Raw genomic sequence first — 24319 nt, 5'->3', positions numbered from 1 at the left:
GCGCGCCGGGGGAGGGTGCCCGGCGGTTTGGAATATGGTGCGTCATGCGCCGTCCGCCATGGGCGGTACCTTGCGCGGCTGGCGCTCCTCGTCGACGCCGACGAAGACGAAGCGGGCCTGCGTGACCTTGTAGCTCTCGGGGCTGTGCCGCGCCCGGCGCCAGGCCTCGACGTCGATGGTCATGCTGGTGCTGCCGACCTTGACGAGGGTCGCGAACACCGAGACCTCGTCGCCGACGAACACCGGGCGGAGGAACTCCATGCCGTTGACGGCGATGGTGACGGCTCGCCCCGCGCTGTGCCGCGCCGCGACCAGCCCCGCCGCCATGTCCATCTGGCTCATCAGCCAGCCGCCGAAAATGTCGCCATAAGGATTGGCGTCGGCCGGCATGGTGGTGACACGAGTGGCGGGCTGGCCGGTCGGGAGGGTTTCAGTCATCAGCGTCACCCTGAAGCCCCTCTCCCCTTGCGGGAGAGGGGTTGGGGAGAGGGGGAGCCGTCTCGCCCAGCGCGGACCAGATCGCATTGGCGACCCGCTCCGCTCTCGCGAGAATATCATCGTTGAAAAAGCGGAGGACACGAAAGCCCTGATTGTCCAGCCAGGCTGTCCGACGATCATCCGCTGCGCTGCCGATGTGCTGTGATCCGTCCGCCTCGACGATGATCCTGCGCTCGAAGGTCACGAAGTCGACGATATACGGGCCGATCACTTGCTGACGCTTGAATTTTTGCCCGCTCAGCCGCTTGTTGCGCAGGATCGACCAGAGCTTGCGTTCGGCTTCAGTCGGGTCGGCGCGCATTGACTTCGCGCGATCGAGAAGCGGTGCGCCCCCTCTCCCTCCCACCGCTTCGCGGCGGGCCCCTCCCTCTCCCGCAGGGGGAGAGGGGCTAGAGGCGGCGCTTGCCACGGCTCAGGCCACCAGACCCAGCGGCGCCTCCACCAGTTCCTTGAAGACCTTCATCAGCTCGGCACCATCGGCGCCGTCAATGGCGCGGTGGTCGAAGCTGCCGGTAGCCGACATGACGGTCGCGATGCCGAGCGCGCCGTCAATCACATAAGGCCGCTGCTCGCCCGCGCCGATCGCCATGATCATCGCCTGGGGCGGATTGATGACGGCTTCGAACTGCTTGATGCCCATCATGCCCATGTTGGAGAGGCTGGCGGTGCCGCCCTGATATTCATGCGGCGCGAGCTTGCCGTCCTTGGCGCGGGCGGCGAGGTCCTTCATCTCGGTGGAGATCTTGCTGATCGCCTTGCCGCCGGCGTCCACGATGATCGGCGTGATGAGACCGGCCGGGATCGAGACGGCGACGCTGATGTCGGCGCGGCTGAACTTGAGCAGCTGGTCGCCGGCGAACTGGACGTTGCACTTGGGGACGAGCAGCAGCGCCTTGGCCAGCGCCTTGATCAGCATGTCGTTGACCGACAGCTTCACGCCCGAGCTCTCCAGCGCCTTGTTGAGCTCGCCGCGCAGCTTCAGCAATGCGTCGAGGCGGATATCCACCGTGAGGTAGATATGCGGGATCTGCTGCTTGGATTCGGTGAGCCGGCGCGCGATCGTCTTGCGGATGTTCGAGAGCTTCTCAGCCTCGTGCGGAATGCCGAAATCCTGCGCGGCGGCATGGACCGGCGCCGGTGCGGGTGCAGCCGCCGGCGCGGCAGCCGACGCCGCGGCAGGCGCCGTCTCGGGCGCGATGGTGCCGGGCTTGAAATTCTCGATATCCGCCTTGATCACGCGGCCATTGGGTCCGCTGCCGGCGACGGCGCCGAGATCGATGCCGGCCGCTCCCGCGATGCGGCGGGCAAGCGGGCTGGCCTTGACGCGGTCGCCGCTCGCCGAGGCTGCAGCGGGCGCGGGGGCCGCCTTGGCGACTTCAGGCTCGGGCTTGGGCGAAGCGGGCGCTTCCGCCTTGGCGGGTGCCGCATCGGCTTTGGGCGCTGTCGCCGGGGCCGCACCGCCGGCTGGCAAGCTCTCGCCTTCCTCGACCAGCACGGCGATGACCGTGCCGACTTTCACATTGTCCGTGCCTTCGGCGATCAGGATCTTGCCGATCACGCCCTCGTCGACGGCTTCGAATTCCATCGTGGCCTTGTCCGTCTCGATTTCCGCGAGCAGGTCGCCCGAGGAGACGGTGTCGCCTTCCTTCACCAGCCATTTGGAGAGCGTACCTTCTTCCATCGTCGGGGAGAGGGCGGGCATCTGGATGTTGATCGCCATGGGGGCCAGGCTTTCCTGTTCATTCTGAGGTGGACAATCGCTCGCCACCTTCACTCTTTGCCTTTCCGGGTCAAGGCCGTCGCTTGCATGCGGCGCGAATTTCGATCACCTGTCGCGTGGAGAGGCGGGAGCGGCGATATGATGCGCACCTATCTTGTGGTTGTTGACGAGAGCAGCGAGGCGGAATCCGCTTTGCTTTTCGCGGCGCGGCGCGCGGCCAAGACCAGCGGCGGCGTCCATATGCTGGCGCTCGTGCCAAAGACCGAGTTCGTTCAATGGGGCGCGGTGCAGGCGACGATGGAAGAGGAAGCGCGCGCGCGGGCCGAAGCGCTGGCCATGGGCGCGGCAGGCACGCTCATGGCGGAAGCGGGCATCCAGCCGGCGCTGACGGTGAAGATCGGCGATCCGATCGCATCGGTGAAGGAAATGCTGGCCTCGGGCGAACCGGTCGCAGCGCTGGTGCTCGGCGCGGCGCCCAAGGGCGCGCCGGGGCCGCTCGTCACGCATTTCGCGGGGCATGACGCGGGCGCGCTGCCCTGCCCGGTGATGATCATTCCGGGGTCGTTGAGCCGGGAGGATATCGAGCGGCTGAGCTGATCGGAAAATCCTCCCCAAGCTTGTCTTGGGGAGGGGGACCGTCGAAGACGGTGGAGGGGAGTCGCCGAAGGCGATCTAGCGCTATTGCCCCTCCACCACGCCGCTTCGCGTCGCGGTCCCCCTCCCCGAGCAAGCTCAGGGAGGAATAGAGAGGAGTCAGCCCGGCTGGTTGGCGCGCTCGGCGCCGTTGCCGTCGAGATTCTCGGCGACCCAGGCCCAGTTCACATGCTTTTTGAGGATTGTATCCGCATAGCTCGGGCGGGCGTTGCGATAGTCGATATAATAAGCATGTTCCCACACATCGAGGATGAACAGCGGCGTCGCGCCATGGGCGACGGGCGTGTCGGCATCGTGGTAGCTCGTGACTTCCAGCTTGCCGTCCTTGAGGTTGAGCGCGGCCCAGCCGCTGGCGAAGTGGCCGACGGCTTCGGCCTTCAGCTTCTCGATCAGTGCGTCGGTCGAGCCGAAGCCCTCGTTGATGAGGTCGGCGAGCTTGCCGGTCGGCTCCTGCGTCTCGGGCGAAAGGCCGAGCCAGAAGAAGCTGTGGTTCCAGATCTGGCCGACCTGATTGAACAGGCCGCCCTTGGACGAATTGATCAGCTCGAGGAGCGACTTGCCCTGCAGGCTCGCATCCGCTGCGACCAGCTCGTTCGCCTTCACGACATAGGCATTGTGGTGCTTGCCATGATGATAGTCGAAGGTCTCGGCCGACATGTCCTCGCCGAAAGCGGTTTTGGCATAGGGAAGGTCGGGCAGAATGAATGCCATGATTAGGTGCTCCTGGGCTGTGCTTGTCATGTCTGGCCGAAACGCCCGGGCGGGCGAATCGTTCAAGGGCCGGTGCGTGCGGAATGGCGTGGGGTGCGGTTCGTTTCCAGTCAGGAGTGCCGATCAGCCCGAAATATTAAATTGATATGACACAGGGAACTCTTTGCACTAGCTTCCGCGTGGGATCGGTAACGCCGGTTCATGGGGGAGGGGGTGCCCTCGGCGCACCTCAGCATGACGTCATGTGTGACAATGGGGGAGCGAATGGCAAAATTCTTTGGCAATCTGCATGCGGTCCTGCTCGTCGGGCTGCTGCTCGCGATTGCGGTGATCTATGGCATCGGGCCTAATGGCGACCATCTGCAGGGCGTGTTCCGCTGGCTGCACACTTTCTTCGGCATCCTCTGGATAGGCCTGCTCTATTATCTCAATTTCGTGCAGGTGCCGACCATGCCCAAGGTGCCGGCCGAGCTGAAACCGGCCGTGTCGAAATATATCGCGCCGTCGGTGCTGTTCTTCTTCCGCTGGAGCGCTGTCTTCACGGTGTTGACCGGCCTCATCGTCGCGCATCTTGCCGGCTATCTGGTGCCTGCGCTGATGCTGGAGCCGACCTATCTGCTGATCGGCGTCGGCATGTGGCTCGCGCTAATCATGGCCTTCAATGTCTGGTTCGTGATCTGGCCCAACCAGAAGAAGGCGCTCGGCATCGTGCCGGCGGAAGACGCGGTGAAGGCCAAGGCGGCAACCACGGCGATGATGTTCAGCCGCACCAACCTGCTGCTGTCCATCGCGATGATCTATTGCATGGTGAACTTCAACGGCGGCTAGGTTGTATTGCTATTCCGCTCATACCGGCCTGCAAATGGCGGTTCCGCGCGCTTCCGGTGCTCACGTACCTTAAGTACGCTGCGCTCCGGGTCACGCGGAACCACCATTTTCGGCTCGGTCTGACCAGAATATCAACACAACCCGAGTTCACCGAGGCGCGCGCTGCCGGCTGAGGGTCAGGCCGTGGCGCGCAGATCGGCCACGAACTGCGAGAGCATGTCGCTAAGGCTCTCGACGTCGGTCCGCATGTTGCGCGCGCTCGCCTGCATCCTGCCGGATTGCGCGCGCACCTCGTCGAGCGAGGCCAGAATGTCGTGGCTGTTATCGGCGATGCGCTGCGCCGTTCCGTCGGCTTCGTCGGACGCTTCCACCACCTGCTGTGTCACGGCCTGTTGCGACAGGATCGTCTCGATCGTCAGCGCGGCCGACTGATTGAGCGACGAGAGGGCGTCGCGGACGGAGTCGCTTTGCGACCAGCTCTGGCTCGCTGCCGCGCCCATCGAAGCCGCCATCGAGGCGACCGTCCGGTTCAGGTCGTCGATCTGGGCGGCGAGCGCTTTCACTTCATTGGCGACGACGGCGAAGCTCTGCCCGGCCTCGCCGGCGCGCGCGGCCTCGATGGCTGCGTTGAGCGCGAGCATGCGCGTGCGCGCGGTCACTTCGGCAATGGCTTCGGCCGCCTTGCCAACCTGTTCGACCTGATCCTGGACGCGCTGGTTCGAATCGCGCGCGGCGAGCGAGAGCGTCATGCACGTCTCGATCGCCGTGCGGCTGCCGCGCGTTTCCTCGCTGACCGAGAGGAGCTTCGTGCCGACGGAGCGCATCCTGTCGAGTACGCCGCGAATAGTCGTGGTGGCGCGCTGCGTGCCCTCGGTAATGGCGAGCGCCTGCTGATGCTGGTGGTTGATCGTCTCCACCGCCGCATGCGCGCTGTTGTCGAGTTCGCGGGCGGTTTCGGTCAGGCGCGCCGTCAGGGCCAGCGCGGTCGCATCGATGCGCTCGGCGATGGCGGCGGCGGAGTCGCGCAACTGCTGCGCATGGCGCGAGCGATCCTGCGCTTCCTGTCGGGACAGATGCTCGATGCGAACGCGGTCGGCGCGCGATTGCTCGAGTGCTTCCTCGGCCACCCGACGCGCCTCCTCGGCCAACTTGCGGTTCTGCTCGGCTTCGTTCGCGAGGATCTGTGCCTGGCCAGCCAGGCTGTGCGCGCGCTGCCGGCTCGTGAGCAGGCGATCGCTGGCATGCGTGATGAGCCGAATGCTGCCGACTGCGATCGCGCCGAACATGACCAGAAGCAGCACGATGAGCCCGCCGAGCCGCTTGAGCATCGCGCCTGCCGGCGCGGGCGGGGTCCATTCGATATGGGCTGGATTTGCCCCAAGCATCTTGAGTGTCATGCTTGCTTCGGATCGCGACACGGCGCCTTCGACGAGCGTTGGGTTCGTGATACGGTGCGCAGTCGCCCAGGAAGCGAGCATGCGCGGCGTGATTTCGCCGATATGCACGACATAGCGGTAGTTGCCGCGCGGGCGAGTCACCCGGGACGTCTCGGGCATGATCGCTGCTGCGGCGAAGAAGGCGGGCTTGCCCTCGTAGCGCGCGATGAAGCCTACGCCGGAGCGCGCCTTGGCGACGGCGTCCGTGGTTCGGGGCAGGGTACGCAGAAATTCGCGCACCGCGTCCGGCGCAACCGTTTTCAGATCGCCGGCCTTCGCCCGATCCCAGCGCACGGCGAAGTGCGTGCGCCCTGTTCCGTCGATCACATAGGTGTGTTCGGGCTGCGCCTCGGTGAGACCGAGATTGAACAGCGCCCAATCCGGGTCGAGCTTGCCGTAGAGCTTCCGTGCCGCGTCATCCCAGCGCGATGTCGTGAAGGTCGAGGTGCGAATCGTCTGGGCATGCGTCTCGACAGCGCCGCGAACGGCCTGCGCGACAGCCTGCTCGGCATCGACATTGATGTTGTGAAGCAGCACGCCGACCATGAGGGCCGTCACGGCCAGCAGCAGCGCGAACGCGGCGCCGAGCGACCGCGCGATCATGCGCGGTGACAGGTCCCCTGCGAACTTGCTGATACTGAAAGACGGCATTGCTTCTGGTCATAGCGGCGGTTGGTTAAGCGGCTGTAAAACCGGTCAGAGCAGTCCGTGCTTGCGCAGGCAGTGGCGCAACTGATCGTAGGAGAGGCCGAGCGCTTTCGCGCTCGCGCGCTGATTGAACCGGTGACGTTCCATCGTGCGCTTGAGGATGGCGGCTTCGTGCGCATCGACGGCGGTGCGGAAATCCGTGATGTCGTCGAGCGCTATGGCGATATGGCCGTCGGGAACGGCGCCATTCTGGACGGAGGGGACTGGTTGTTCGCCCGATGGCGGCTCCGCCTGACGGCTCGCGGGCATGGCCTTGGGCTGCCAGGGGGACGAGAAAGGGTCGAACTGGATCGCATCGACCGGCGAGGCTGGATCATGCCAGCGATAGACGGCGCGTTCGACGACGTTACGCAGCTCGCGCACATTGCCCGGCCAGCGATAGGCGACCAGTTCGGCCATGGCCTTGGCCGAAAAGCCAGGCCAGCCCGGCCAGCGGCATTCGGTGGCCATGCGCCGGCCGAAATGTTCGACCAGCACCTCCACATCGCCCTCGCGTCCGCGCAGCGGCGGCAGGGTAATGACTTCGAAGCTCAGCCGATCCAGCAAGTCCGGACGAAAGCGACCGGCCTCGACGGCATCGGGCAGATGCTCGTTCGTCGCGGCGACGATGCGCACATCCACCGTGAGCGGCCGCGAGCTGCCAATGCGCGTGACTTCGCCATATTCGACGGCGCGCAGGAGACGCTCCTGCGCCGCCATGGACAGCGTGCCCAGCTCGTCGAGGAACAACGTGCCGCCGTCGGCTTCCTCGAAGCGGCCCGCACGGGCGCGAGTCGCGCCCGTGAAGGCGCCGGCCTCATGGCCGAACAATTCGGCCTCGATCAGGGTCTCGGGCAGCGCGGCGCAGTTCATGACGATCAGCGGGCCGCTCCATCGCGGCGAAAGCCGGTGGATGCGCTCGGCGATGAGCTCCTTGCCGGTGCCGCGCTCCCCGATGACCAGCACCGGACGGATGAGCTCGGCAGCGCGTCCAGCCAGCTCGACCGCGTCGAGAAAGGCCAGCGACTGGCCAACGAAATGCGTCACTTTCTCCGCCATGCCAACTATTAGGAATATTTCCCACCTCTTCGCAAGAGGTCAGGCGCTTGCATGAACGGGAGATGAAGGAAAGTGACGTAATTCCGCCATTTCTTCAAACTGGCACGGCTTATGCAACGCTAAGGGCAATCCGCCAATGAGCGGGCTTTGAAGGCTAACACAGGATCAGGAAGACCAACATGACGAACTATCTCAACACCCTCAACAGCACGGTCGTGGCAGCTCTGCTCACCGTCGTTTTCAGCGCCGCCATGGTGGCAGGCGCGGTCGCCCCCGCAGTCGATGGCTCGAAAGTGAGCCAGACGGTTGCGTCGGCACTGGACAATGTCCCCGGCAAGTCTGCACATTCCCTTGCGTGACGGCTTGCTCGACAAGCCGGGGCGGGTAAGCCCCTCAACCCCGCCCCGGCACCCAGATTATCGGATTGGAGTATTGGACTGATGGGTATCTTCTCTCGCACCCGCGACATCATCGCCGCCAACGTGACCGATCTTCTGGATCGGGCCGAGGATCCGGCGAAGATGATTCGCATGATCATCCTCGAAATGGAGGAAACGCTGGTCGAGGTTCGAGCGTCCGCCGCCCGCACCATTGCCGATCAGAAGGAAATGCGCCGCCACATCGCCAAGCTCGATGCGCTGCAGGAGAGCTGGAAGGAAAAGGCCGAGCTCGCGCTGTCCAAGGACCGCGAAGACCTCGCCAAGGCGGCTCTTGTCGAGCGCCGCAAGGCCGCCGACATGGCCGATCAGCTCAAGGGCCAGATCGCCGTGCTCGATGACGCGCTGCACGCCTCGGAAGAGGATATCGCCAAGCTGCAAGGCAAGCTGCGCGAAGCCCGCGCCCGCCAGAACAGCCTGGTGACCCGCATGCAGAGCGCCGAGACGCGCTTGCGCGCCCGCGAAATGTACAATGGCGAGCGTGTGCAGGATGCCTTCTCGCGCTTCGAGATGCTCGAACGCCGCGTGGACGTCGCCGAAGGCCATGCCGACGCGATGGGCCTGGGCAACCAGCCCAAGACGCTGGAGCAGGAAATCGCCGAGCTGCAGTCGAGCGACAAGGTCGAGGCCGAGCTTGAAGCATTGAAGGCCGCTCAGGCCAAGAAGGAGGGCTAAGCCATGGATGACTTCATCCCCATTGTCGCGATCGTCACGATCTTCATCGGCATGCCCTGGCTGATCTTCCACTATGTCACCAAGTGGAAGCAGGCGCCCAAGATCACCGACGAGGACGAGCGCCTGCTCGATGAGATGCATGTGCTGGCCCGTCGCCTGGAGGAGCGCCTCCAGACCGTCGAGCGCATCATCGCCGCCGACAACCCCGATTTCCGTCCGGCCCGCACGGTCGAAACGGAAGACTACACCTTCGAACGGAGGAACTGAAATGTCCGCTCGTCGCACGAAATTCTACCTCGACAAGCAGAATGCCAAGTGGATGGGCGTCTGCGCCGGCATCGCCGACTATACCGGGATCGACGTTCTCTGGGTTCGCATCGGCGCCGTGCTGGTCACCCTGATGGGCGCTTTCCCCTGGACGCTGATCGCCTACTTCATGGCTGCCTGGATGGCCGATCCGAAGCCCTCGGGCCTCTATGCCGACCAGGATGACCAGAAGTTCTGGCAAGGCGTGCGCAGCAATCCGGGCCGTTCGACCCGCAATGTGCGCTCGACCTTCCGCGACATCGACCGCCGCCTCTCGGACATCGAGGCTTTCTACACCAGCCGCAACACGCGCCTGGCGGACGAGATCGACAGCCTGCGCTGAGCGCAGGCTGCCAACAGGGAAAGCGGAATGACATGGATCCGGTGCCGTTCTTCGTTTTGGGGCTCATGGTCGGCAGTGTCGGCATCTTGTTGAGCCAGGCCTTTGGCCGCCGCCGGGCGCTCGATCAGGGCAACCGCACCAGGAAGTGAACAGGCTGCGAAGTGAACAGGCTGCGCGCAGGCGCGCCGCGGAATTGGGGAGTGAGTGGACATGCAATGGGGTGGACCGGCCTTCGTCATCGCGATCATCGGGATGTCTTTCGGCGCCTGGATCATTACCACCTGGATCAGGGCCAGGCATGGCTATCCGATCGAGAATGAATGGGGTGGAATGACCAGCAAGGGCGACCTTGGGGCAGACCGCAAGATCGAGCTGCTGACCAACGAAAATGGCCAGCTCAAGGATCAGATCGGTCGGCTCGAGGAACGGCTGCGGGTGCTGGAGCGCATCGCGACCGATGCACCGGCCCGTCTCTCCGACGAGATCGAGAAGCTGCGCTGAACATCGGCCGATCAGGCCCCCGTCGAACGATCGGGCGGGCCGACGGCCAGACTAAGGATGTAGAGCAATGGATGCGGAAAAAGTTCAGTTCTTCGCGACGATCGCCCCTGTCGTCACCATCGTTGGCGTCACCGGTGTACTCGGATGGGTCGTCACGACCTGGCTGCGAGTGCGCAACGGTTATCCGCTGGAAAACAGCTGGGGCAAGGCCGTCTATCCGCAGCGCAACGAGGAAACGATCGAGCGCGTGAAGTTGCTCAGCCAGGAGAATGCGCAGCTTCGCGCCGAGCTTGGGGCCGTCAAGGACCGGCTCGCGAATGTCGAAAGGATCGTGACAGACAGCTCGCTTAGCCTGACGCACGAGATCGAATCGCTGCGCGGCCCGAGCAACTGAGAAAGACGGACATGGACAAGACATTTCTCGTCATCGGCTTCTTCATGATCGTCGTGGGCATTCCGGTGATCGCCGATGTCCTCAACAAGATGCACAAGCGCAACACGGCATTGCGCGAACGCGAGCTGGACGTGCTGGGTAGCCAGACGGCGGAGAAGGCCGCGCAATATGCGGCACAGGTCGAGCGGCTGGAGCAGCGCGTCCGCGTGCTGGAACGGATTGCGACCGACCGGGGCGCTGATCTCTCCGACGAGATCGAGCTTCTCCGTGACGAGCGCGAGCATGGTGCGACGCCCCGGCTGGGCGGGCACTGAGCGAACAGGATACGAGGAGGAAACGAATGAACGCCCATGAAATGGTGATCGGCATCGTGTTGATCGTGACCATCGGCAGCATCATCCGCGCCAAGCTAGGCGTCGGGCGTCGCTTTCGCGGCGAGCGCTTCGCCGGTCTGCACGGTTCGCAAGACAATGCGGAGGCCGACCGGCTGCGTGATGAGGTCCGCCAGCTCAAGGAGCGTGTCGCGGTTCTGGAACGCCTCGCGACCGACAGCAGCACCGCGCTCGACCGTGAATTCGACAAACTGAGACAGATCGACCGGGCCTGAGCCACGAGCTCACGTCTTCAGGAAGGACGACAGGAACATGACCGACCTGAGCATCGTACAATATGGCGCCATGGCGCTGATCATGACCGGCTGGATCGCGATCCTCGCTTATGCCGGGCTCAAGGGCTGGAACGGCTGGCTGGCGCTGAAGCGCGCCGAGCTGGACCTCGTTGCCGGCCAGCGCGAGCCCGGCGTGCGGGATGGCGGTGCGAGTACAGTCTCCGCCGCGACGCGCATCGACGTTGCAGACCTCAAGGAGCGGATCCGCAAGCTGGAAGCGATCGCGGCGGGCATCGACCTCTGATGACATGAGGCCCGCTCGGTTTCGCTGGTCTGGCGAGCCGCGCGGCCTATATGGGGCGCATGACGACGCTCCAGCAAATCCGGGATGACTACGAACTGCTCGAAGGCGATGAGCGCTATCGCCTGCTGATCGATCTCGGCCGCGCGCTGGAGCCGATGCCGGATGCGCTGAAGACCGACGTGACCCTGGTGCGCGGCTGCTCGGCGGCGGTCTGGGTCTATCCGACGCGGCTCGACAATGGCGCGCTGCATTTTCTGGCGGACAGCAATGCCGCGATCACCAAGGGCATCATCGCGCTGGTGCTGTTGACCGTGCAGGACCGGATGCCGGAAGAAGTGGCGCGCTTCGACATCGCGGATGCGCTGGCGCCGTTCGATCTCAAGCGGCAATTATCGTCGAACCGCACGCAGGGCCTGCCGAACATGATCACGCTGATCCGCGAGACGGCGACGCGGCTGGCGGCAGGCGAAAGCGCCTAGTTCGCCGGTGCGCTGGCGGCCGCCTCGCCGCCCAGCACGCGATAGAGCGTCACCCGGTTGGTCGCGGCTTCCAGCTCCGTTGCGACCAACGTGCGCTGTGCCGAATAGGCGGAGCGTTGCGCGTCGAGCGCCTGCAGGAAGCTGTCCACGCCGCCGCGATAGCGCGCTTCGGACAGCATGCGGGCATCCTCGGCTGCCGTTACGCGCAGGCGGTCAGCGACGAGCTGATCGGCGATCGTGCCGCGACGGGCGAGGGCGTCGGCCGTCTCGCGATAGGCGGTCTGGATCGCCTTCTCATAGGTTGCGAGCAGGGCATCGCGCTGGGCCTCGCTGGAGGCAACATTAGCGCGGCCCGCGCCGGCCTGGAAAATCGGATAGGTCGCCGCCGCGGTGCCTTGCGCGCTGCTGGTGCCGGCATTGCCGAACAGCCCTTCGAGCGACGGGCCTACGAGGCCGATCAGGCCACCGAGCGTGATGCGCGGGAACAGGGCGGCGCGCGCGGCACCGATCTGTGCATTGGCGGCGCGCAGGTCATATTCCGCCGCCATGATATCCGGCCGGCGCAGCAGGACTTCACTGCTCATGGCGATCGACGGCTCGCCGATGCGGGCGCCAGCGGTTTCGATGGCGGCGGGGAGCAGGGTCGGATCGATCGGCACGCCGACCAGAAACTCTATCAGGTTGCGGTCCTGCGCGATCGCCGTCGTGTAGCGTGCGACGTCCGACTGCGCCGTGGCGAGGATCGTCTGGGCCTGACGCAGGTCGGTGCGTGGGGCGATGCCGCCGGTGAGGCGCGCCTGCGTCAGATCGACGGTCTTCTGCGCGGCGGCAGCAGTCGCCGTCGCGAGATCGAGCAGGCTTTTATCGGCGGCATGCGTCAGCCAGGCCTGGACGATGTCGCCGACGAGCGCGAGGCGCACGGCCTGCGCATCGGCTTCGCTGGCGCGATAGCTGTTGCGCGCGGCATTGGTCAGCGAGCGGATGCGGCCGAAAATGTCGATCTCGTAATTGGTGATGGAGAGATCGGCCGTGGCGATCGTCGTCGCGGGCGTCCCGCCGGAGGAGCGGCGCGTTATGTCGCCGCCGGCATCGATCTGTGGGAACAGTTCGGCGCGCTGGATACGGAATTGCGCGCGGGCGCGGGCGATATTGGCGGCGGCGAGGCGCAGGTCGCGGTTATTCTCCAGCGCGAGCGCGATGAGCTTCTGCAGCCCCTTATCGCGGAACAGGTCCGCCTGATTGGCGCTCGGCAGCGCGGCATAGTCTGCCTTGTAGCTCTCGCCGCTCGGCAGGCTGGCCGGGACCGGCGCCACGCCGCGCTCATAGGCGGGCGCAAGCGAGCAGCCGGCAAGCGGTAGCATCAGCGTGGCGAGGGCGAGCCGGCGCATCATTCCGACCTCGATTGTGCGCGGCGTGCCACGATGCGCGCGCTGATCTTCTGCAACGTGTCGCGCGTGGTGCGGCGGACCAGGATGAAGAAGAGGGGGATGTAAAACAGGGCAAGGACCGTCGCAGTGAGCATGCCGCCGACGACGGCCGTGCCGATGGCGATGCGGCCGTTGGCGCCAGCGCCGGTGGAGAGGGCGAGCGGCATCATGCCGAAGATGAAGGCCATGGAGGTCATCATGATCGGACGCAGCCGCAGGCGCGCTGCCTCGATCGCCGCATCGATGATGCGCATGCCGCGCTTCTCGGCCTGCTCGGCGAACTCGATCATCAGGATCGCATTCTTGGCGGCGAGGCCCATCGTGGTGATGAGGCCGATCTGCAGGAAGATGTCGTTGACGAGGCCGCGCAGGGTTACGGCCAGCACCGCGCCGATGAGGCCGAGCGGGACGATGAGCAGCACCGCGATCGGGATCGTCCAGCTCTCGTAGAGCGCGGCGAGGAACAGGAAAACGACGAGCAGCGAGAGCGCATAGAGGATCGGCCCCTGTCCCTGCGACAGGCGCTCCTGGAAGGAGAGGCCGGAGAAGGCGATGCCGACGCCCGGCACGTCGGCGACATGCTGTTCGATGCGGCGCATCGCCTCGCCGGAGCTGTAGCCGGGCGCGGCCTGTCCCATGATCTGGAACGAGGGCACGCCATTGAAGCGCGAGAGGCTCGGCGGCGCCATCGACCAGCTGATCGTGGAGAAGGAGGAGAAGGGCGCCATCTGGCCGTCGCGCCCGCGCACTTGCCAGGCGGCGAGATCCTCCGGCTTGGCGCGATACTGCATGTCGGCCTGGACATAGACGCGCTTCACGCGGCCCTGATCGACGAAATCGTTGATGTAGCGCCCGCCCCAAGCGGCTGAGAGCGTCGAGTTGACGTCGGCCTGGGTCAGGCCCAGCGCGGCCAGCTTCTGGTGATCGATATCGATGTGGAGCGAGGCGACGTCCGGCATTTCCTGCAGGCGCACGGCGCTGAGCGACGGGTCGGCGCGAGCGGCGGCAAGCACCTTGTCGCGCGCGGCGTTGAAAGCTTCGGCGCTCAGATTACCAGCATTGAGGATCTGCACCTCGAAGCCGGTCGACTGGCCGAGGCCGGGCACGGCGGGCGGCGTCAGCGCGAAGATCTGCGCGTCGCGCATGACCGCGAGCGACTGGCTGGCGCGGCGGGTTACCGCATCGGTCGAATTCTCGGCGCCGGGCCGCTCGTCCCAAGGTTTGAACATGATGAAGCCGCGGCCGACATTCTGGCCGATATTGCCGCCCGGGCCGGAGGTGCCCGCGACGGTGAAGAAGGTCTCGACCGTGCCGCTCTCATACTTCTCGAAATATTGCTCGACGGCGGTCTGGATCTCCTTGGTGCGGTTGATCGTCGCGCCGGTGGGCAGTTGGAAGCTGACGATGCCCGTGCCCTGATCCTCGTTCGGCAGGAAGCCGGTCGGCAGGCGCTGGAACAGCACGACCAACAGCACCACGACCACGCCATAGGCAAGCAGCGCCGCAAACTTGCGGTCGACCAGCTTGCGGATGGTCACGATATAACGCTCGAGCCCGCGGGCGAAGTAGCGGTTGAAGGCCTCGCCCGCGCGTTTGAGGCCGGCGCTTACGCGGGGCAGGCGGCGCTCGAGCCAGCTCCTGTCCTCGGGCCGGGAATCGCCCTCGGGTCGGCGGGGCTTGAGCAGGATCGTGGTGAGGGCCGGTGACAGGACGATGGCAACCAGCACCGACAAGCCCATGGCCGAGACGATCGTGATCGCGAACTGACGGTAGATCACGCCGGTCGAGCCGCCGAAGAAAGCCATCGGCATGAACACGGCTGATAGGACGAGCGCGATGGCGATGAGTGCCATCGTGATCTCGCGCATCGACTCCATTGTCGCCTCGCGCACGGTCATGCCCGGATTTTCTTCGAGGAGCCGCTCGACATTCTCCACCACGACGATGGCATCATCGACGAGCAGGCCAATCGAGAGGACGAGGCCGAACAGGGTCAGCGTGTTGATCGTGTAGCCGGCGAGATAGAGGATGGCGAACGTGCCGAGCAGGACGACCGGCACGGCGATCATCGGGATCAGGGTTGCGCGCCAGTTCTGCAGGAAGGCGAACATGACGAGGGCGACGAGGATCACGGCCTCGAGCAGCGTCTTCGTCACTTCCGAGATCGAGAGCTTGATGAACGCGGTCGTGTCCTGCGCGAAGCCGTATTTGAAGCCTTCGGGGAAGCCCTTGGCGAGCTCGTCCACGCGGGCCTTGATCAGCTCCGAGGTCGTCAGCGCGTCGGCGCCGGGCGCGAGCTGGAAGGCCATGCCGGCGCCGGGATGGCCATTGACGTGGATCGACACGGTATAATTGTCGGCGCCGATCTCGACCCGCGCGACATCCGCAAGCCGGACGGTCGCACCGCTCGACAGGGTCTTGACCACGATGTTGCGGAATTCCTCGGGCGTCTTGAGGCGCGACTGCGCCGTCACGGGGACGTTGAGATACTGGTCCGGCGCGGCCGGCTCGGCGCCGAGCTGGCCGGCGGCGATCTCGGTATTCTGGGCCTGAACCGCAGCGATGACGTCGCTCGGGATAAGCTGGTAGCTCGCCAGTCGGTCCGGGTTTAGCCAGATGCGCATCGCATTGGGCGATCCGAACACGTTGACTTGGCCGACGCCCGGCACGCGACTCAGCGTGTCCTGGAAATTGGATGAGAGATAGTCCGAGACCTGCTGCGCGCTCAGCCGGTTCGAGGCGTCGTAAATGCCGGTGATCAGCAGGATGTCGTTGTTCGCCTTGCGCACCTGCACGCCGTTCTGTTGCACCTGCTGGGGCAGGCGCGCGATCACGGACTGGAGCTGGTTCTGGACCTGGACCTGCGCGATGTCCGGATCGGTGCCCTTGGTGAAGGTGGCGGTGATGTTGGCGCGGCCGCGCGCGTCCGACGAGGACTGGAAATAGAGCAGGCCATCGATGCCGTTCAGCGACTGCTCGATGATCTGGGTGACGCTGTTTTGCACGGCCTCGGCCGAGGCGCCGGGATAATTGGCGCTGATGTTCACCTGCGGCGGGGCGATGTCGGGATATTGGGCGATCGGCAGGCCCTGGATCGCGCCGATGCCGCACAGCATCACGATCGTCGCGATGACCCAGGCGAGAATGGGCCGGTCGATGAAGATGCGGGAGAGCATGTATCCCTAGCCCGCGTTGCCGGGCTTGGCTTCCCGTCCGGGTACGGTAATCGGCTGCGGCGCGTCGGACGGCACCGGCTTCAGCGCCTGTCCGGGCCGCAAATCGCCCGTGCCCTGCACGATCACGCGATCGCCCGCCTTCAGGCCTTTCGTCACCACCCAGTTAGTGCCCTGCGTGCGCGGGGCGGTCACCTTGCGCAGTTCGGCCTTGTTGTCCTTGCCGACGACGAAGAGTTGCGCGTCACCTTTCGCGTCCCGCGTGATGGCCGGCTGGGGGACCAGGAAAGCCCCACGATCGAGCGCTTGGGCGAAGCGGGCGCGCACGAACATGCCGGGGAGCAGCCAACCCTGCGGATTGGCGAACTCTGCGCGGAGCGTGACGGTGCCGGTCTCCGGATCGACCAGCGCCTCGGCGAACTGGACGCGCCCCACCGCGTCATAGATGCTGCCATCCTCCAGGACGAGCCGCACGTCCGCCGATGCCGGGGACGCGCCGCCACGCGCGAGCAGTTTGCGCAGCGACAGCAGCTCGCTCGAGCTTTGCTGGATGTCCACGAAGATCGGGTCGAGCTGGTTGATCTGCGCCAGCGCTGCCGCCTGATTGGTCGTCACCAAGGCGCCCGGTGTTACCAGCGAGCGGCCGATGCGGCCGCTGATCGGAGCAGGCACTGCCGTGAAGCCCAAGTTGATCCGTGCCGTCTCGCGCAGCGCGCGGCGCTGGGCGACGGCGGCCTCGGCGGACCGAGCGGTCGCGACCGCATCTTCATAATCCTGCTGGCTGATCGCCTCGATCCTGGCGAGCGGTTCATAGCGCCGTGCGGTCGAGCGCGCGGCCTGCGCGGTCGCCTGCGCGCTGGCAAGATTGGCCTCCGCCTCGGCCGCTGCGGCACGATAGGGCGCGGCATCGATTTCATAGAGCGGCTGTCCAGCGCGGACGAGCGAGCCCTCGGTGAACAGCCGCCGCCGGATGACGCCGCTGACCTGCGGCCGCACTTCCGAGCTGCGATAGGCGCTGGTCCGGCCGGACAGCTCGGTCTCCAGTGGCAGGTCCTGCGGCTGCACGACGACATAGCCCACATTCCTGGGGCCTGCAGCGCCAGGTCCGCCAGCTTTCTGTCCGCCTGATCCGCAGGCCGCGAGTGCAAGTGGAAGCGCCGTCATGGCGATCGCAATCCAAACGGGGGCGATCCAAGCGGGTCGTTGGCTCAAGGGTCTGGATTCCGTCGTGGGGGCTGCGGGGGAGATCAGTATCGAATTCATACCGAACGGTAAAGTCTGTCAAGATCCTTCGCAATCTATCGACTTTGACGGCCGGGCTTGGCTAAAGGACGATCTGTGTCGCGGTGCGCTCGCTTCGGGATGCAAGCATTTGTGCCTATATGGCGACGCGACTCGGTCAGGGCGCATGCCAAATAGCAACGGGAGTTGGTGTATCTTGGTCGATCCGCAGCATTTCCGCGATGTCATGGGCAGCTATCCGACAGGCGTTTGCGTCATAACCTCGCTGGGGAACGATGGTGAGCGTTTTGGCCTTGCCGTCGGCTCGTTCACATCGATTTCGCTGGATCCGCCGCTGGTCGGCTTCCTGCCCGACAAGCGCTCGCGCAGCTGGGAAAAGATCGCACCGACAGGGCGCTTCTGCGTGAACGTGCTGGGCAGCGATCAGCTCGAGGCATGCCGCCGCTTCGCCTCGCGGCATGACGACAAGTTCGAGGGCATTGCACATGGCACAACGCCCGGCGGACTGCCGTTGCTGGACGATGTGCTGGCCTGGATCGAATGCGACATCGAGCGCGTGACCGAGATCGGCGATCATCTGCTCGTCGTCGGCGCCGTGCGCGCGATGCAGCGCCGGGACGAAGGCGCGCCCTTGCTCTTCTATCGCGGCGGGTATCACAGATTGGCCGGGCTGGACGAGGAAACCGTCTAGGCGTTTCCGCCGAAGGGCAGGATCGCCTCCAGCGCCGGCAGCGGCGGTTTTCCGGGCACGCCATAGCCGAGACGCATCAGAAGTACATGCCGCACGATCTCGGCCTGCTGCTCGATTCCATATCGCACGAACGGTTTTCCGGGCACGAAGTCATAGCCATAGCGGCAGAAGGGATGGCGCCTGAGTAGCAGGTTCGTGCCGCTCTGGTGCTGCCAGACATGCGTCATCTCGTGGATGAACAATCCCTGCGCATCGATCGCGCCGTCGCCGAAGCAGTCGCAATAGCTCCTGCCGGCTGGATGGAAGTGGATATGCCCACGAGGCGCCATGGTCACGTTGCGCGGCTGGAACGGCCACCATTTGCGTTTTCGGATACGCACCGGCTCAAGGTCCAGCGCATCACCGAACATGGATTGCGCGATCACGCGCTCGGCAGGCGTCAGCGGGCGGTCTATGAGATCGGAACGAGGCACGCCTGCACAGATAAGGCCTGCGCGCGGTCGGGCAAGCAGCCGGGTGTCAACCGTGCCTGCTGTCGGCGATCGAAACACCCAGCAGGGTGATCGCGAAGGCGAGGCTCATGCCGATGAAGACAAGCACGGGCCACTGGAGAAAATGCTGCATCTGCTTGCTCCCTGATGGATGGAGCGATGTCTGGTGCGTTGCCGGGCAGCGCGCATTGATCCGGATCAAAGGCGCGGACGTGGAAGATTCGGGTTGATCGGCAGGATGCCGAATACGATGAACCGAGCGGGTTCCCACGTCCGGGCGAGGGGGCTGCACGGCTTGTCCTGCTTCGGGCACGACCCGAATGCCCGCGCCTGATTTTGCGGCCGACGAGTGCCATATTGCACAGATGCGGGGTGCAGGCCGGACGGCGGGGGCCGTCCACAATCTTTCGGGAAGGAATTCCCCCATGAACACTATTGGTCGCGAAACGCGGACGAAGAGTCCGCCGCTGGTGCTGCTGCTCGACGGCGATGCGCTCGATTCGCTCAGCACCGAGGGTTATCTCAATGATCTGGGCATTGCCGACGTGCGGCTGGCGAGGTCTGCCGACCAGGCGATGGCGCTGATCGACGATACGCGCTTCGATCTCGCATTGCTGGATTTCGATCTCGACGAGCAGAGCTTCACTGTCGCGGAGCGGCTGTGCGCCGCCAATGTACCGATTGTGGTGACGTCCGGGCTCGACGGCGTGGCGCTGCCGGGGCGCTGCCGCCAGGCGGCTGTGCTGCGCAAGCCTTTCGCTTTCGAGGAGCTGGAGCGCGCGGTGCGCAATGCCTGAGAAAGAGTGGGCCTGCGCAAAGATCGGCCTGAACAAAAAATCGGCGACCGTTTGAGGGTCGCCGCCAGGCTAGGGTCGCAACGCTGGCAAGGCCTCTCGGCCCCGCCAACATCGATCAAATGCTCGGGCGAAGGATTGGTTCCCTCCGTCTCCGAAAAAAAACGTCCTGGCGCAGATGCGCTCGGCTTGCCTTGGCAAAGACGCGGCTGATCGGCGCGACGATGCTAGAAACGCGTCCGGACACCGCCATAAGCGGCACGGCCTTCGACCGGATAATAGATGGCGGAACTGGCAGTGGCGGTGAGTACGGCGGAAATGTCCCCGACCGCCTTCTTGTCGCCGATGTTCCGCAGGTCGAGGAAGACGTCGATGCCGCTGCGGAGGGTCGCGCCCGCAGTCAGGCCGATGAGCGCATATCCGCGCGTGCGCGTGGTGTTGGCGTAGTCGGCGAAAGCGCCCTGCGGCACCCATTCGAGATTGGGCGCCAGATGCAGGGCGTCGCCGCCGACGCGCAGGTCGCTGCGCAGGACGTGGACCGGGACGACCGGCAGGCGATTATTGCCGAACTGGCTGTCGCGCACGAAGCGGAAGTCGGAATAGAGCCAGGTCTGGCGCAGGCGCAGCCAGTCGGTCGGCGCGATGGTAACGGACGCTTCGATGCCGCCGTGGCGCGTGCGATCGGCATTGAAGGTGGCGGCGGGGATGCTGGTGGTGTTGGGCGAATATTGCAGCATCTCGCCGCGCAGCGTCGCGCGATAGGCGGCGATGTCCCAGTGCAGCTTGCCGAAGCTGCCGCGCGTCCCGATTTCCGCTGTCCAGGCGGTTTGGGGTGCGATGGTGGCGACCAGCGTACTCACCGGCGGGCTGCCGAGGCTCTGGAAGACTTCGCCAAAGCCGGGGAGTTCCGTCGAGCGACTGTAATTGGCAAAGAACTGGACGTTGGAGACCGGCTCGATCAGCACGCCGAAGCGCGGCGAGAAGCGATCGAAGGCGATGCGCCCGCTCTTGCCGGTGGAGACGAGGACGGTCCGCTTGCGGAAGCCATCGGCATAGATGCCGCCGGCGATAAGCGTCATGCCGGTGACGGGCGTGACGCGGAGTTCGCCATACAGATTGGCGGTGCGGGCGGTGAGATCGGCATCGAACGTCAGTGCGCCGCGCTCGCCGTTGACATTCACCCATTGCCGCGCGCGCGTTGTGCCGCGTCGGATCTCGCCGCCCAGCGTCAAGGCGATCGGACCCGCCTCATGATCGAGCCGCGCAAAGCCGCCGATGTCGGTCGATTTCTGATCGACCACCTGGAAGATCGGGTGATCGAGATCCTTGATGTTGAGGAACGCGCCGACGTCGAGCCGCGTGGCTTCCCAGTCGAAGCGGGTGCGATTGGCGAGCCGCAGCGAATCGATGTCGCGGGCCTGATTGCCGGTGAAGTTGCCGGTCTCCGGCGCCGAAAGGGCCATGGCGGCGGTCAGCACGCCGGGCAGCTTCTGGCGGATGCGATTGCTGCTCGCATAGAAGCGCGTCGAGACCGTGCCGGAGAGGATGAGGCCGACATTGCCGTGGAAGCGCAGGCTGTGCCGATCGGCATGCTGCCGGTCGCCCTCCGATCGATCGGCGCTCACTGCGAACCAATAATCTCCCGGGCCGGACACGCCGCCATAGGAGGCGAGCCCGCGCCCCATGCCGTCGCTACCGGCATCGGCACGCAGATACAGGCCGGGCGCATCCTTGCCGGTCGGCGTCACGCCGTTGACCGCGCCGCCCAGCGTGCCGGAACCGAAGCGCAGGGCATTGGCGCCGCGATAGACTTCGAGATGATCGAAGAAGATCGGCTCCAGCTCCTGGAAGTCGCCATTGTCGTCGGCCAGATTGATCGGCACGCCATCCTGCAGGAGCGTCAGCCCGCGCATATGGAAGCCGCGCGAAATGCCCGATCCGCGAATCGCGATGCGCGCTTCCTGCCCATAGCGCGGCTGGAGGTAGACGCCGGGCGAGAAAGCCAGCGTGTCGCGCAGGGAGACCAGCGACTTGTCGGCATAGTCTTCGTAGCGGACGATGTCGGTGCCGCCGGCCGTGGCGCGGGCGAGGGCAGTGGCTTCGTCGGTGGCGGCATGACCGGTCACGATGATGGCTGGCGCGGCGTCGGCTGCTTCATCGGCAAAGGCGGGGGAGGAAGCGAGCGCGGCAGTGAAGGCAAAGAGAGGCAGGCGCGCAAAAGCGTGGCGCGGGAAATTGATCATGATGAGATACTCCGGCGAGCCGACGCGCGAGCGCGTCAGCCGGGCTGAACGGTCAGGATGGGACTGTCAGACGATCGCCGGTGGCCCGCGCAGCGGCGGGCGGAGGTGGGGATGGCGCTGGACGAGCGGCAGTGTCGGCGCGAGCAGCGCGAGAACGAAGGCGAAGAGCAGTGCCGCTTCGAGCAGGACAGGGTCGGCCGCAGCCAGTGCCGGACTGCCGAGCGCCGAGAAGGCGCAATGCGTGTCGGCGGCCTTGCCGGAGTCGGGCTGATGATCCGATTCCATCGGCACCTGCACGGTGATGGAGGCAGGGCCGGTGCCGCTGCAAAGCATGACGGTCATGGTCTTGCCCTGCGCCACCGTCATGAACCCGCCGGGCAGCAGGATCTTGAGTGCCAGCGCGAGCGCGAACAACATGGTCGCCCAGCAGCGATGATCACGGGCGAGGCGACGCAGTGATTGCACGGGCCGGGCCTTTAGGCGGACGGCGCTGCTCTGTCACGGTCAAAGTGCGGGAAAATCTCTGGATGCCCGACGAGGATTCGAACCTCGATTAACGGAGTCAGAGTCCGGAGTCTTACCATTAGACGATCGGGCATCAGAGAGGGCGCGCAGATAGCGCCGCCCCGGGCGAGGGTCAAGGCATTTGCCGCGGGTTGTCGCGTCTCGCGTCCCTCCACCTTCGCTTGCCCGTCATGACGTCATCGGCTAGCGTCGGCTCAAGTCCCGGCGAGTTGCTCGCCGGTTGGGAAGGTACGCACGGTCATGGCGCAGCAAGCCAAGCCCGCGCCGCGCTCGCAATCATGGCCCGAGATGCCCGGAGCGCGCGGAAGCGGGAACAGTGAGGAGACGACGCCCCGGCGTTCCCCTCCGCGCGGCAACCTCGCCGCGCTCGACCTCGGAACGAACAATTGCCGCCTGCTGATCGCTCGGCCCGAGGGTGCTCATTTCGTCATCGTCGATGCCTTCTCGCGCATCGTCCGCCTCGGCGAAGGGCTGGCCGCGAACGGCCGCCTGTCCGATGCGGCGATCGACCGGACCATATCCGCGCTCAGCATCTGCGCCGACAAGCTGCGCCGCCGCCGCGTCGTGCTTGCCCGATCGGTAGCGACCGAGGCCTGCCGGCAGGCCGCGAATGGCGCCGAGTTCGTCGAGCGCGTGGCGGCCGAGACTGGCATCATGCTCGACATCATCTCGGCGCGCGAGGAAGCGCGGCTCGCCGTGCTGGGGTGCCAGTCGCTGCTGGAGCCGGGTGAGGGGCCGGCGCTGATCTTCGATATCGGCGGCGGATCGACGGAACTTGTGTTGCTCGAGGGCGAGAAGAATGGCTTGCGCATCCTCGACTGGCTGAGCGCGCCGCTTGGTGTCGTGTCGCTGGCCGAAGCGGTCTGCGGCCATGGTGACGGCGTGCCCGGCCGGGCTGCCGCTTATGCCGAAATGCTCGATCGCATGCGCAATGCCTTTTCAGCTTTTGCGGCGCGACTGCCGCGTGGTACGCCGGTGCGGCTGCTCGGCACGTCGGGCACGGTAACGACCCTGGCGAGCGTGCATCTCGGCCTTCCGCGCTATGACCGGCAGGCGGTCGATGGCCTGATCGTGCCCGCCGATGCGATGCGCGACATCGCCCAGCGCCTCTCCACGATGAGCCTTGCCGAGCGCATGGCGCTGCCCTGCATCGGCGACGAGCGCGCCGATCTCGTCGTGGCGGGCTGCGCGATCCTGGAGAGCATTCTCGACATCTGGCCGGCCGAGCGGCTGGGCGTGGCCGATCGCGGCATTCGCGAAGGCATCCTGCGCGCGCTGCTCGACAGCGCGGCGAGCCGGCAGCTCGGCTGATGGCGCGCGGCGACAAACCGGCGGACAAGCGCGTCAAGACCGCGCGCAACCGCACTGCGCAATCGACGCGCTGGCTCGCGCGCCAGCTCAACGACCCCTATGTGAAGCGCGCCAAAGCGGAAGGTTATCGCAGCCGCGCGGCTTACAAGCTGCTCGAGCTCGACGAGAAGTTCCATGTGCTGAACGGCGTGCGGTATGTCGTCGATCTCGGCCTGGCGCCCGGCGGTTGGTCGCAGGTGGTGCGGCGCAAGCTGCCCAAGGCGGCGGTCGTCGGCATCGATCTGCTGCCGGTGGAACCGATCGAGGGCGTCACCATCCTGCAGATGGACTTCATGGCCGATGAGGCGCCGGAGCGGCTGATGGAGGCCCTCGGCGGCGCGCCGGACCTCGTCATGTCGGACATGGCGGCCAATACGGTCGGCCATCCGCAGACCGACCATCTGCGCACCATGGGGCTGGTCGAGGCGGCAGCCGAGTTCGCGATGCAGACGCTCAAGCCGGGCGGCGCGTTCGTTTCGAAGGTCTTCGCCGGGGGCACGGACGATGCGCTGCTCCGCCAGCTCAAGGCCGCGTTCAAGACGGTGAAGCATGCCAAGCCGCCATCGAGTCGTAAGGGCTCGGTTGAGTGGTTCGTCGTCGCCCAGGGCTTCAAGGGGCGAGGGGGCGAGGACTGAGCGTCGCTGCGACCGGCCGTCACTATGTACCAGTCAAACTACCGGCTGCGGCAAGACGATAGCAAGCCGGCTTACTTATAGATTCCCATCGACCTAGAGACGAAGACTC

General features: G+C 65.6%; 28 protein-coding genes and 1 tRNA gene. 16 read left to right on the top strand and 13 right to left on the bottom strand.

Annotation, left to right across the window (positions count from 1 at the left end; all coding sequences use genetic code 11):
* Window positions 1–42 precede the first annotated feature (42 nt).
* The 3 genes from KM135_RS06155 to KM135_RS06145 form a co-directional block, all read right to left on the bottom strand.
* Window positions 43–438 carry an acyl-CoA thioesterase gene (locus KM135_RS06155; protein WP_221713122.1) on the bottom strand — a complete coding sequence of 132 codons (396 nt, stop codon included), beginning with the start codon at window positions 436–438 and terminating at the stop codon, window positions 43–45.
* On the bottom strand, window positions 431–799 hold the full coding sequence (locus tag KM135_RS06150) for an endonuclease domain-containing protein (RefSeq protein ID WP_221713121.1): 369 nt from the start codon (window positions 797–799) through the stop codon (window positions 431–433). Before KM135_RS06150 ends, KM135_RS06155 begins: the two co-directional genes overlap by 8 nt.
* Window positions 800–910: 111 nt before the next feature.
* Window positions 911–2218: a pyruvate dehydrogenase complex dihydrolipoamide acetyltransferase gene (locus KM135_RS06145; RefSeq protein ID WP_221713120.1), complete on the bottom strand. Its 1308-nt coding sequence runs from the start codon at window positions 2216–2218 to the stop codon at window positions 911–913.
* Between the two features lie 141 nt (window positions 2219–2359).
* Here KM135_RS06145 and KM135_RS06140 point away from each other — a divergent pair, with 141 nt between their 5' ends.
* Window positions 2360–2815, top strand: a complete 456-nt coding sequence (locus KM135_RS06140; protein ID WP_221713535.1) for a universal stress protein — start codon at window positions 2360–2362, stop codon at window positions 2813–2815.
* A 156-nt stretch (window positions 2816–2971) separates the two neighbouring features.
* Here the strand turns inward: KM135_RS06140 and KM135_RS06135 are convergent, their stop codons facing one another.
* Window positions 2972–3583, bottom strand: a complete 612-nt coding sequence (locus KM135_RS06135; protein ID WP_221713119.1) for a superoxide dismutase — start codon at window positions 3581–3583, stop codon at window positions 2972–2974.
* Between the two features lie 264 nt (window positions 3584–3847).
* On the opposite strand from KM135_RS06135, the gene KM135_RS06130 reads away from it, so the two are divergent.
* On the top strand, window positions 3848–4411 hold the full coding sequence (locus KM135_RS06130) for a hypothetical protein (protein WP_221713118.1): 564 nt from the start codon (window positions 3848–3850) through the stop codon (window positions 4409–4411).
* A gap of 176 nt (window positions 4412–4587) precedes the next feature.
* Here KM135_RS06130 and KM135_RS06125 read toward each other — a convergent pair whose 3' ends face one another.
* Both KM135_RS06125 and pspF read right to left on the bottom strand, forming a co-directional pair.
* Window positions 4588–6498 (bottom strand): methyl-accepting chemotaxis protein, encoded by a 1911-nt coding sequence (locus KM135_RS06125; RefSeq protein ID WP_221713117.1) that lies wholly within the window; start codon window positions 6496–6498, stop codon window positions 4588–4590.
* 45 nt (window positions 6499–6543) lie between these two features.
* On the bottom strand, window positions 6544–7593 hold the full coding sequence (gene pspF / locus KM135_RS06120) for a phage shock protein operon transcriptional activator (protein ID WP_221713116.1): 1050 nt from the start codon (window positions 7591–7593) through the stop codon (window positions 6544–6546).
* A gap of 179 nt (window positions 7594–7772) precedes the next feature.
* Between pspF and KM135_RS06115 the strand changes: the two genes are divergently transcribed.
* From KM135_RS06115 to KM135_RS06070, 10 genes are all read left to right on the top strand, one after another.
* Window positions 7773–7952 carry a hypothetical protein gene (locus tag KM135_RS06115; protein ID WP_221713115.1) on the top strand — a complete coding sequence of 60 codons (180 nt, stop codon included), beginning with the start codon at window positions 7773–7775 and terminating at the stop codon, window positions 7950–7952.
* 81 nt (window positions 7953–8033) lie between these two features.
* A complete protein-coding gene (pspA, locus tag KM135_RS06110; protein WP_221713114.1) occupies window positions 8034–8705 on the top strand; it encodes a phage shock protein PspA in 672 nt (223 codons plus the stop codon).
* A 3-nt stretch (window positions 8706–8708) separates the two neighbouring features.
* A complete protein-coding gene (pspB, locus tag KM135_RS06105) occupies window positions 8709–8972 on the top strand; it encodes an envelope stress response membrane protein PspB (RefSeq protein WP_221713113.1) in 264 nt (87 codons plus the stop codon).
* 1 nt (window position 8973) lies between these two features.
* Window positions 8974–9354, top strand: a complete 381-nt coding sequence (gene pspC / locus KM135_RS06100) for an envelope stress response membrane protein PspC (RefSeq protein WP_221713112.1) — start codon at window positions 8974–8976, stop codon at window positions 9352–9354.
* Between the two features lie 210 nt (window positions 9355–9564).
* Window positions 9565–9855 (top strand): hypothetical protein, encoded by a 291-nt coding sequence (locus tag KM135_RS06095; protein WP_221713111.1) that lies wholly within the window; start codon window positions 9565–9567, stop codon window positions 9853–9855.
* A 67-nt stretch (window positions 9856–9922) separates the two neighbouring features.
* Window positions 9923–10249, top strand: a complete 327-nt coding sequence (locus tag KM135_RS06090) for a hypothetical protein (RefSeq protein WP_221713110.1) — start codon at window positions 9923–9925, stop codon at window positions 10247–10249.
* Window positions 10250–10338: 89 nt separating this feature from the next.
* Window positions 10339–10563, top strand: a complete 225-nt coding sequence (locus tag KM135_RS06085; protein ID WP_425517014.1) for a hypothetical protein — start codon at window positions 10339–10341, stop codon at window positions 10561–10563.
* A gap of 26 nt (window positions 10564–10589) precedes the next feature.
* Window positions 10590–10856, top strand: a complete 267-nt coding sequence (locus tag KM135_RS06080; RefSeq protein ID WP_221713108.1) for a hypothetical protein — start codon at window positions 10590–10592, stop codon at window positions 10854–10856.
* Between the two features lie 37 nt (window positions 10857–10893).
* Window positions 10894–11160, top strand: coding sequence for a hypothetical protein (locus tag KM135_RS06075; RefSeq protein WP_221713107.1), 267 nt, complete (start codon window positions 10894–10896; stop codon window positions 11158–11160).
* A gap of 50 nt (window positions 11161–11210) precedes the next feature.
* Complete coding sequence (locus KM135_RS06070; RefSeq protein WP_425517000.1) at window positions 11211–11639, top strand: SufE family protein; 429 nt, start codon at window positions 11211–11213, stop codon at window positions 11637–11639.
* On the opposite strand, the gene KM135_RS06065 is transcribed toward KM135_RS06070, so the two are convergent.
* From KM135_RS06065 to KM135_RS06055, 3 genes are read right to left on the bottom strand one after another with little or no spacing between them, the layout of a single operon-like run.
* Window positions 11636–13030, bottom strand: coding sequence for an efflux transporter outer membrane subunit (locus tag KM135_RS06065; RefSeq protein ID WP_221713105.1), 1395 nt, complete (start codon window positions 13028–13030; stop codon window positions 11636–11638). The two genes, KM135_RS06070 and KM135_RS06065, sit on opposite strands and share 4 nt — an antisense overlap.
* Window positions 13027–16242 (bottom strand): multidrug efflux RND transporter permease subunit, encoded by a 3216-nt coding sequence (locus KM135_RS06060; RefSeq protein ID WP_221713104.1) that lies wholly within the window; start codon window positions 16240–16242, stop codon window positions 13027–13029. The genes KM135_RS06065 and KM135_RS06060 overlap by 4 nt, the downstream gene beginning before the upstream one ends.
* A gap of 6 nt (window positions 16243–16248) precedes the next feature.
* Window positions 16249–17403, bottom strand: a complete 1155-nt coding sequence (locus KM135_RS06055) for an efflux RND transporter periplasmic adaptor subunit (protein ID WP_221713103.1) — start codon at window positions 17401–17403, stop codon at window positions 16249–16251.
* Between the two features lie 274 nt (window positions 17404–17677).
* Between KM135_RS06055 and KM135_RS06050 the strand changes: the two genes are divergently transcribed.
* Window positions 17678–18172: a flavin reductase family protein gene (locus KM135_RS06050; RefSeq protein WP_221713533.1), complete on the top strand. Its 495-nt coding sequence runs from the start codon at window positions 17678–17680 to the stop codon at window positions 18170–18172.
* Here the strand turns inward: KM135_RS06050 and KM135_RS06045 are convergent.
* Window positions 18169–18582 (bottom strand): vgr related protein, encoded by a 414-nt coding sequence (locus KM135_RS06045; RefSeq protein WP_221713534.1) that lies wholly within the window; start codon window positions 18580–18582, stop codon window positions 18169–18171. The two genes, KM135_RS06050 and KM135_RS06045, sit on opposite strands and share 4 nt — an antisense overlap.
* A gap of 506 nt (window positions 18583–19088) precedes the next feature.
* On the opposite strand from KM135_RS06045, the gene KM135_RS06040 reads away from it, so the two are divergent.
* Entirely contained in the window at window positions 19089–19460 is a 372-nt protein-coding gene (locus KM135_RS06040; protein ID WP_221713102.1) for a response regulator, read from the top strand.
* A gap of 224 nt (window positions 19461–19684) precedes the next feature.
* Here KM135_RS06040 and KM135_RS06035 read toward each other — a convergent pair whose 3' ends face one another.
* The 3 genes from KM135_RS06035 to KM135_RS06025 form a co-directional block, all read right to left on the bottom strand.
* Window positions 19685–21700, bottom strand: coding sequence for a TonB-dependent receptor family protein (locus KM135_RS06035; RefSeq protein ID WP_221713101.1), 2016 nt, complete (start codon window positions 21698–21700; stop codon window positions 19685–19687).
* 66 nt (window positions 21701–21766) lie between these two features.
* Complete coding sequence (locus KM135_RS06030) at window positions 21767–22165, bottom strand: DUF2946 family protein (protein WP_221713100.1); 399 nt, start codon at window positions 22163–22165, stop codon at window positions 21767–21769.
* 59 nt (window positions 22166–22224) lie between these two features.
* Window positions 22225–22298: transfer RNA gene (locus KM135_RS06025), tRNA-Gln, on the bottom strand.
* A gap of 167 nt (window positions 22299–22465) precedes the next feature.
* On the opposite strand from KM135_RS06025, the gene KM135_RS06020 reads away from it, so the two are divergent.
* Complete coding sequence (locus KM135_RS06020; protein ID WP_221713099.1) at window positions 22466–23536, top strand: Ppx/GppA phosphatase family protein; 1071 nt, start codon at window positions 22466–22468, stop codon at window positions 23534–23536.
* Window positions 23536–24210 (top strand): RlmE family RNA methyltransferase, encoded by a 675-nt coding sequence (locus KM135_RS06015; protein ID WP_221713098.1) that lies wholly within the window; start codon window positions 23536–23538, stop codon window positions 24208–24210. Before KM135_RS06020 ends, KM135_RS06015 begins: the two co-directional genes overlap by 1 nt.
* The last annotated feature ends 109 nt before the right edge of the window (window positions 24211–24319 follow it).

It is taken from the genome of Sphingobium xanthum, from assembly GCF_019737615.1.
GTDB classification, from domain to species: Bacteria; Pseudomonadota; Alphaproteobacteria; order Sphingomonadales; family Sphingomonadaceae; genus Sphingobium; species Sphingobium xanthum.
Note: the sequence above shows the minus strand (reverse complement) of the source record. Positions and strands in the feature narration are given on the sequence as shown.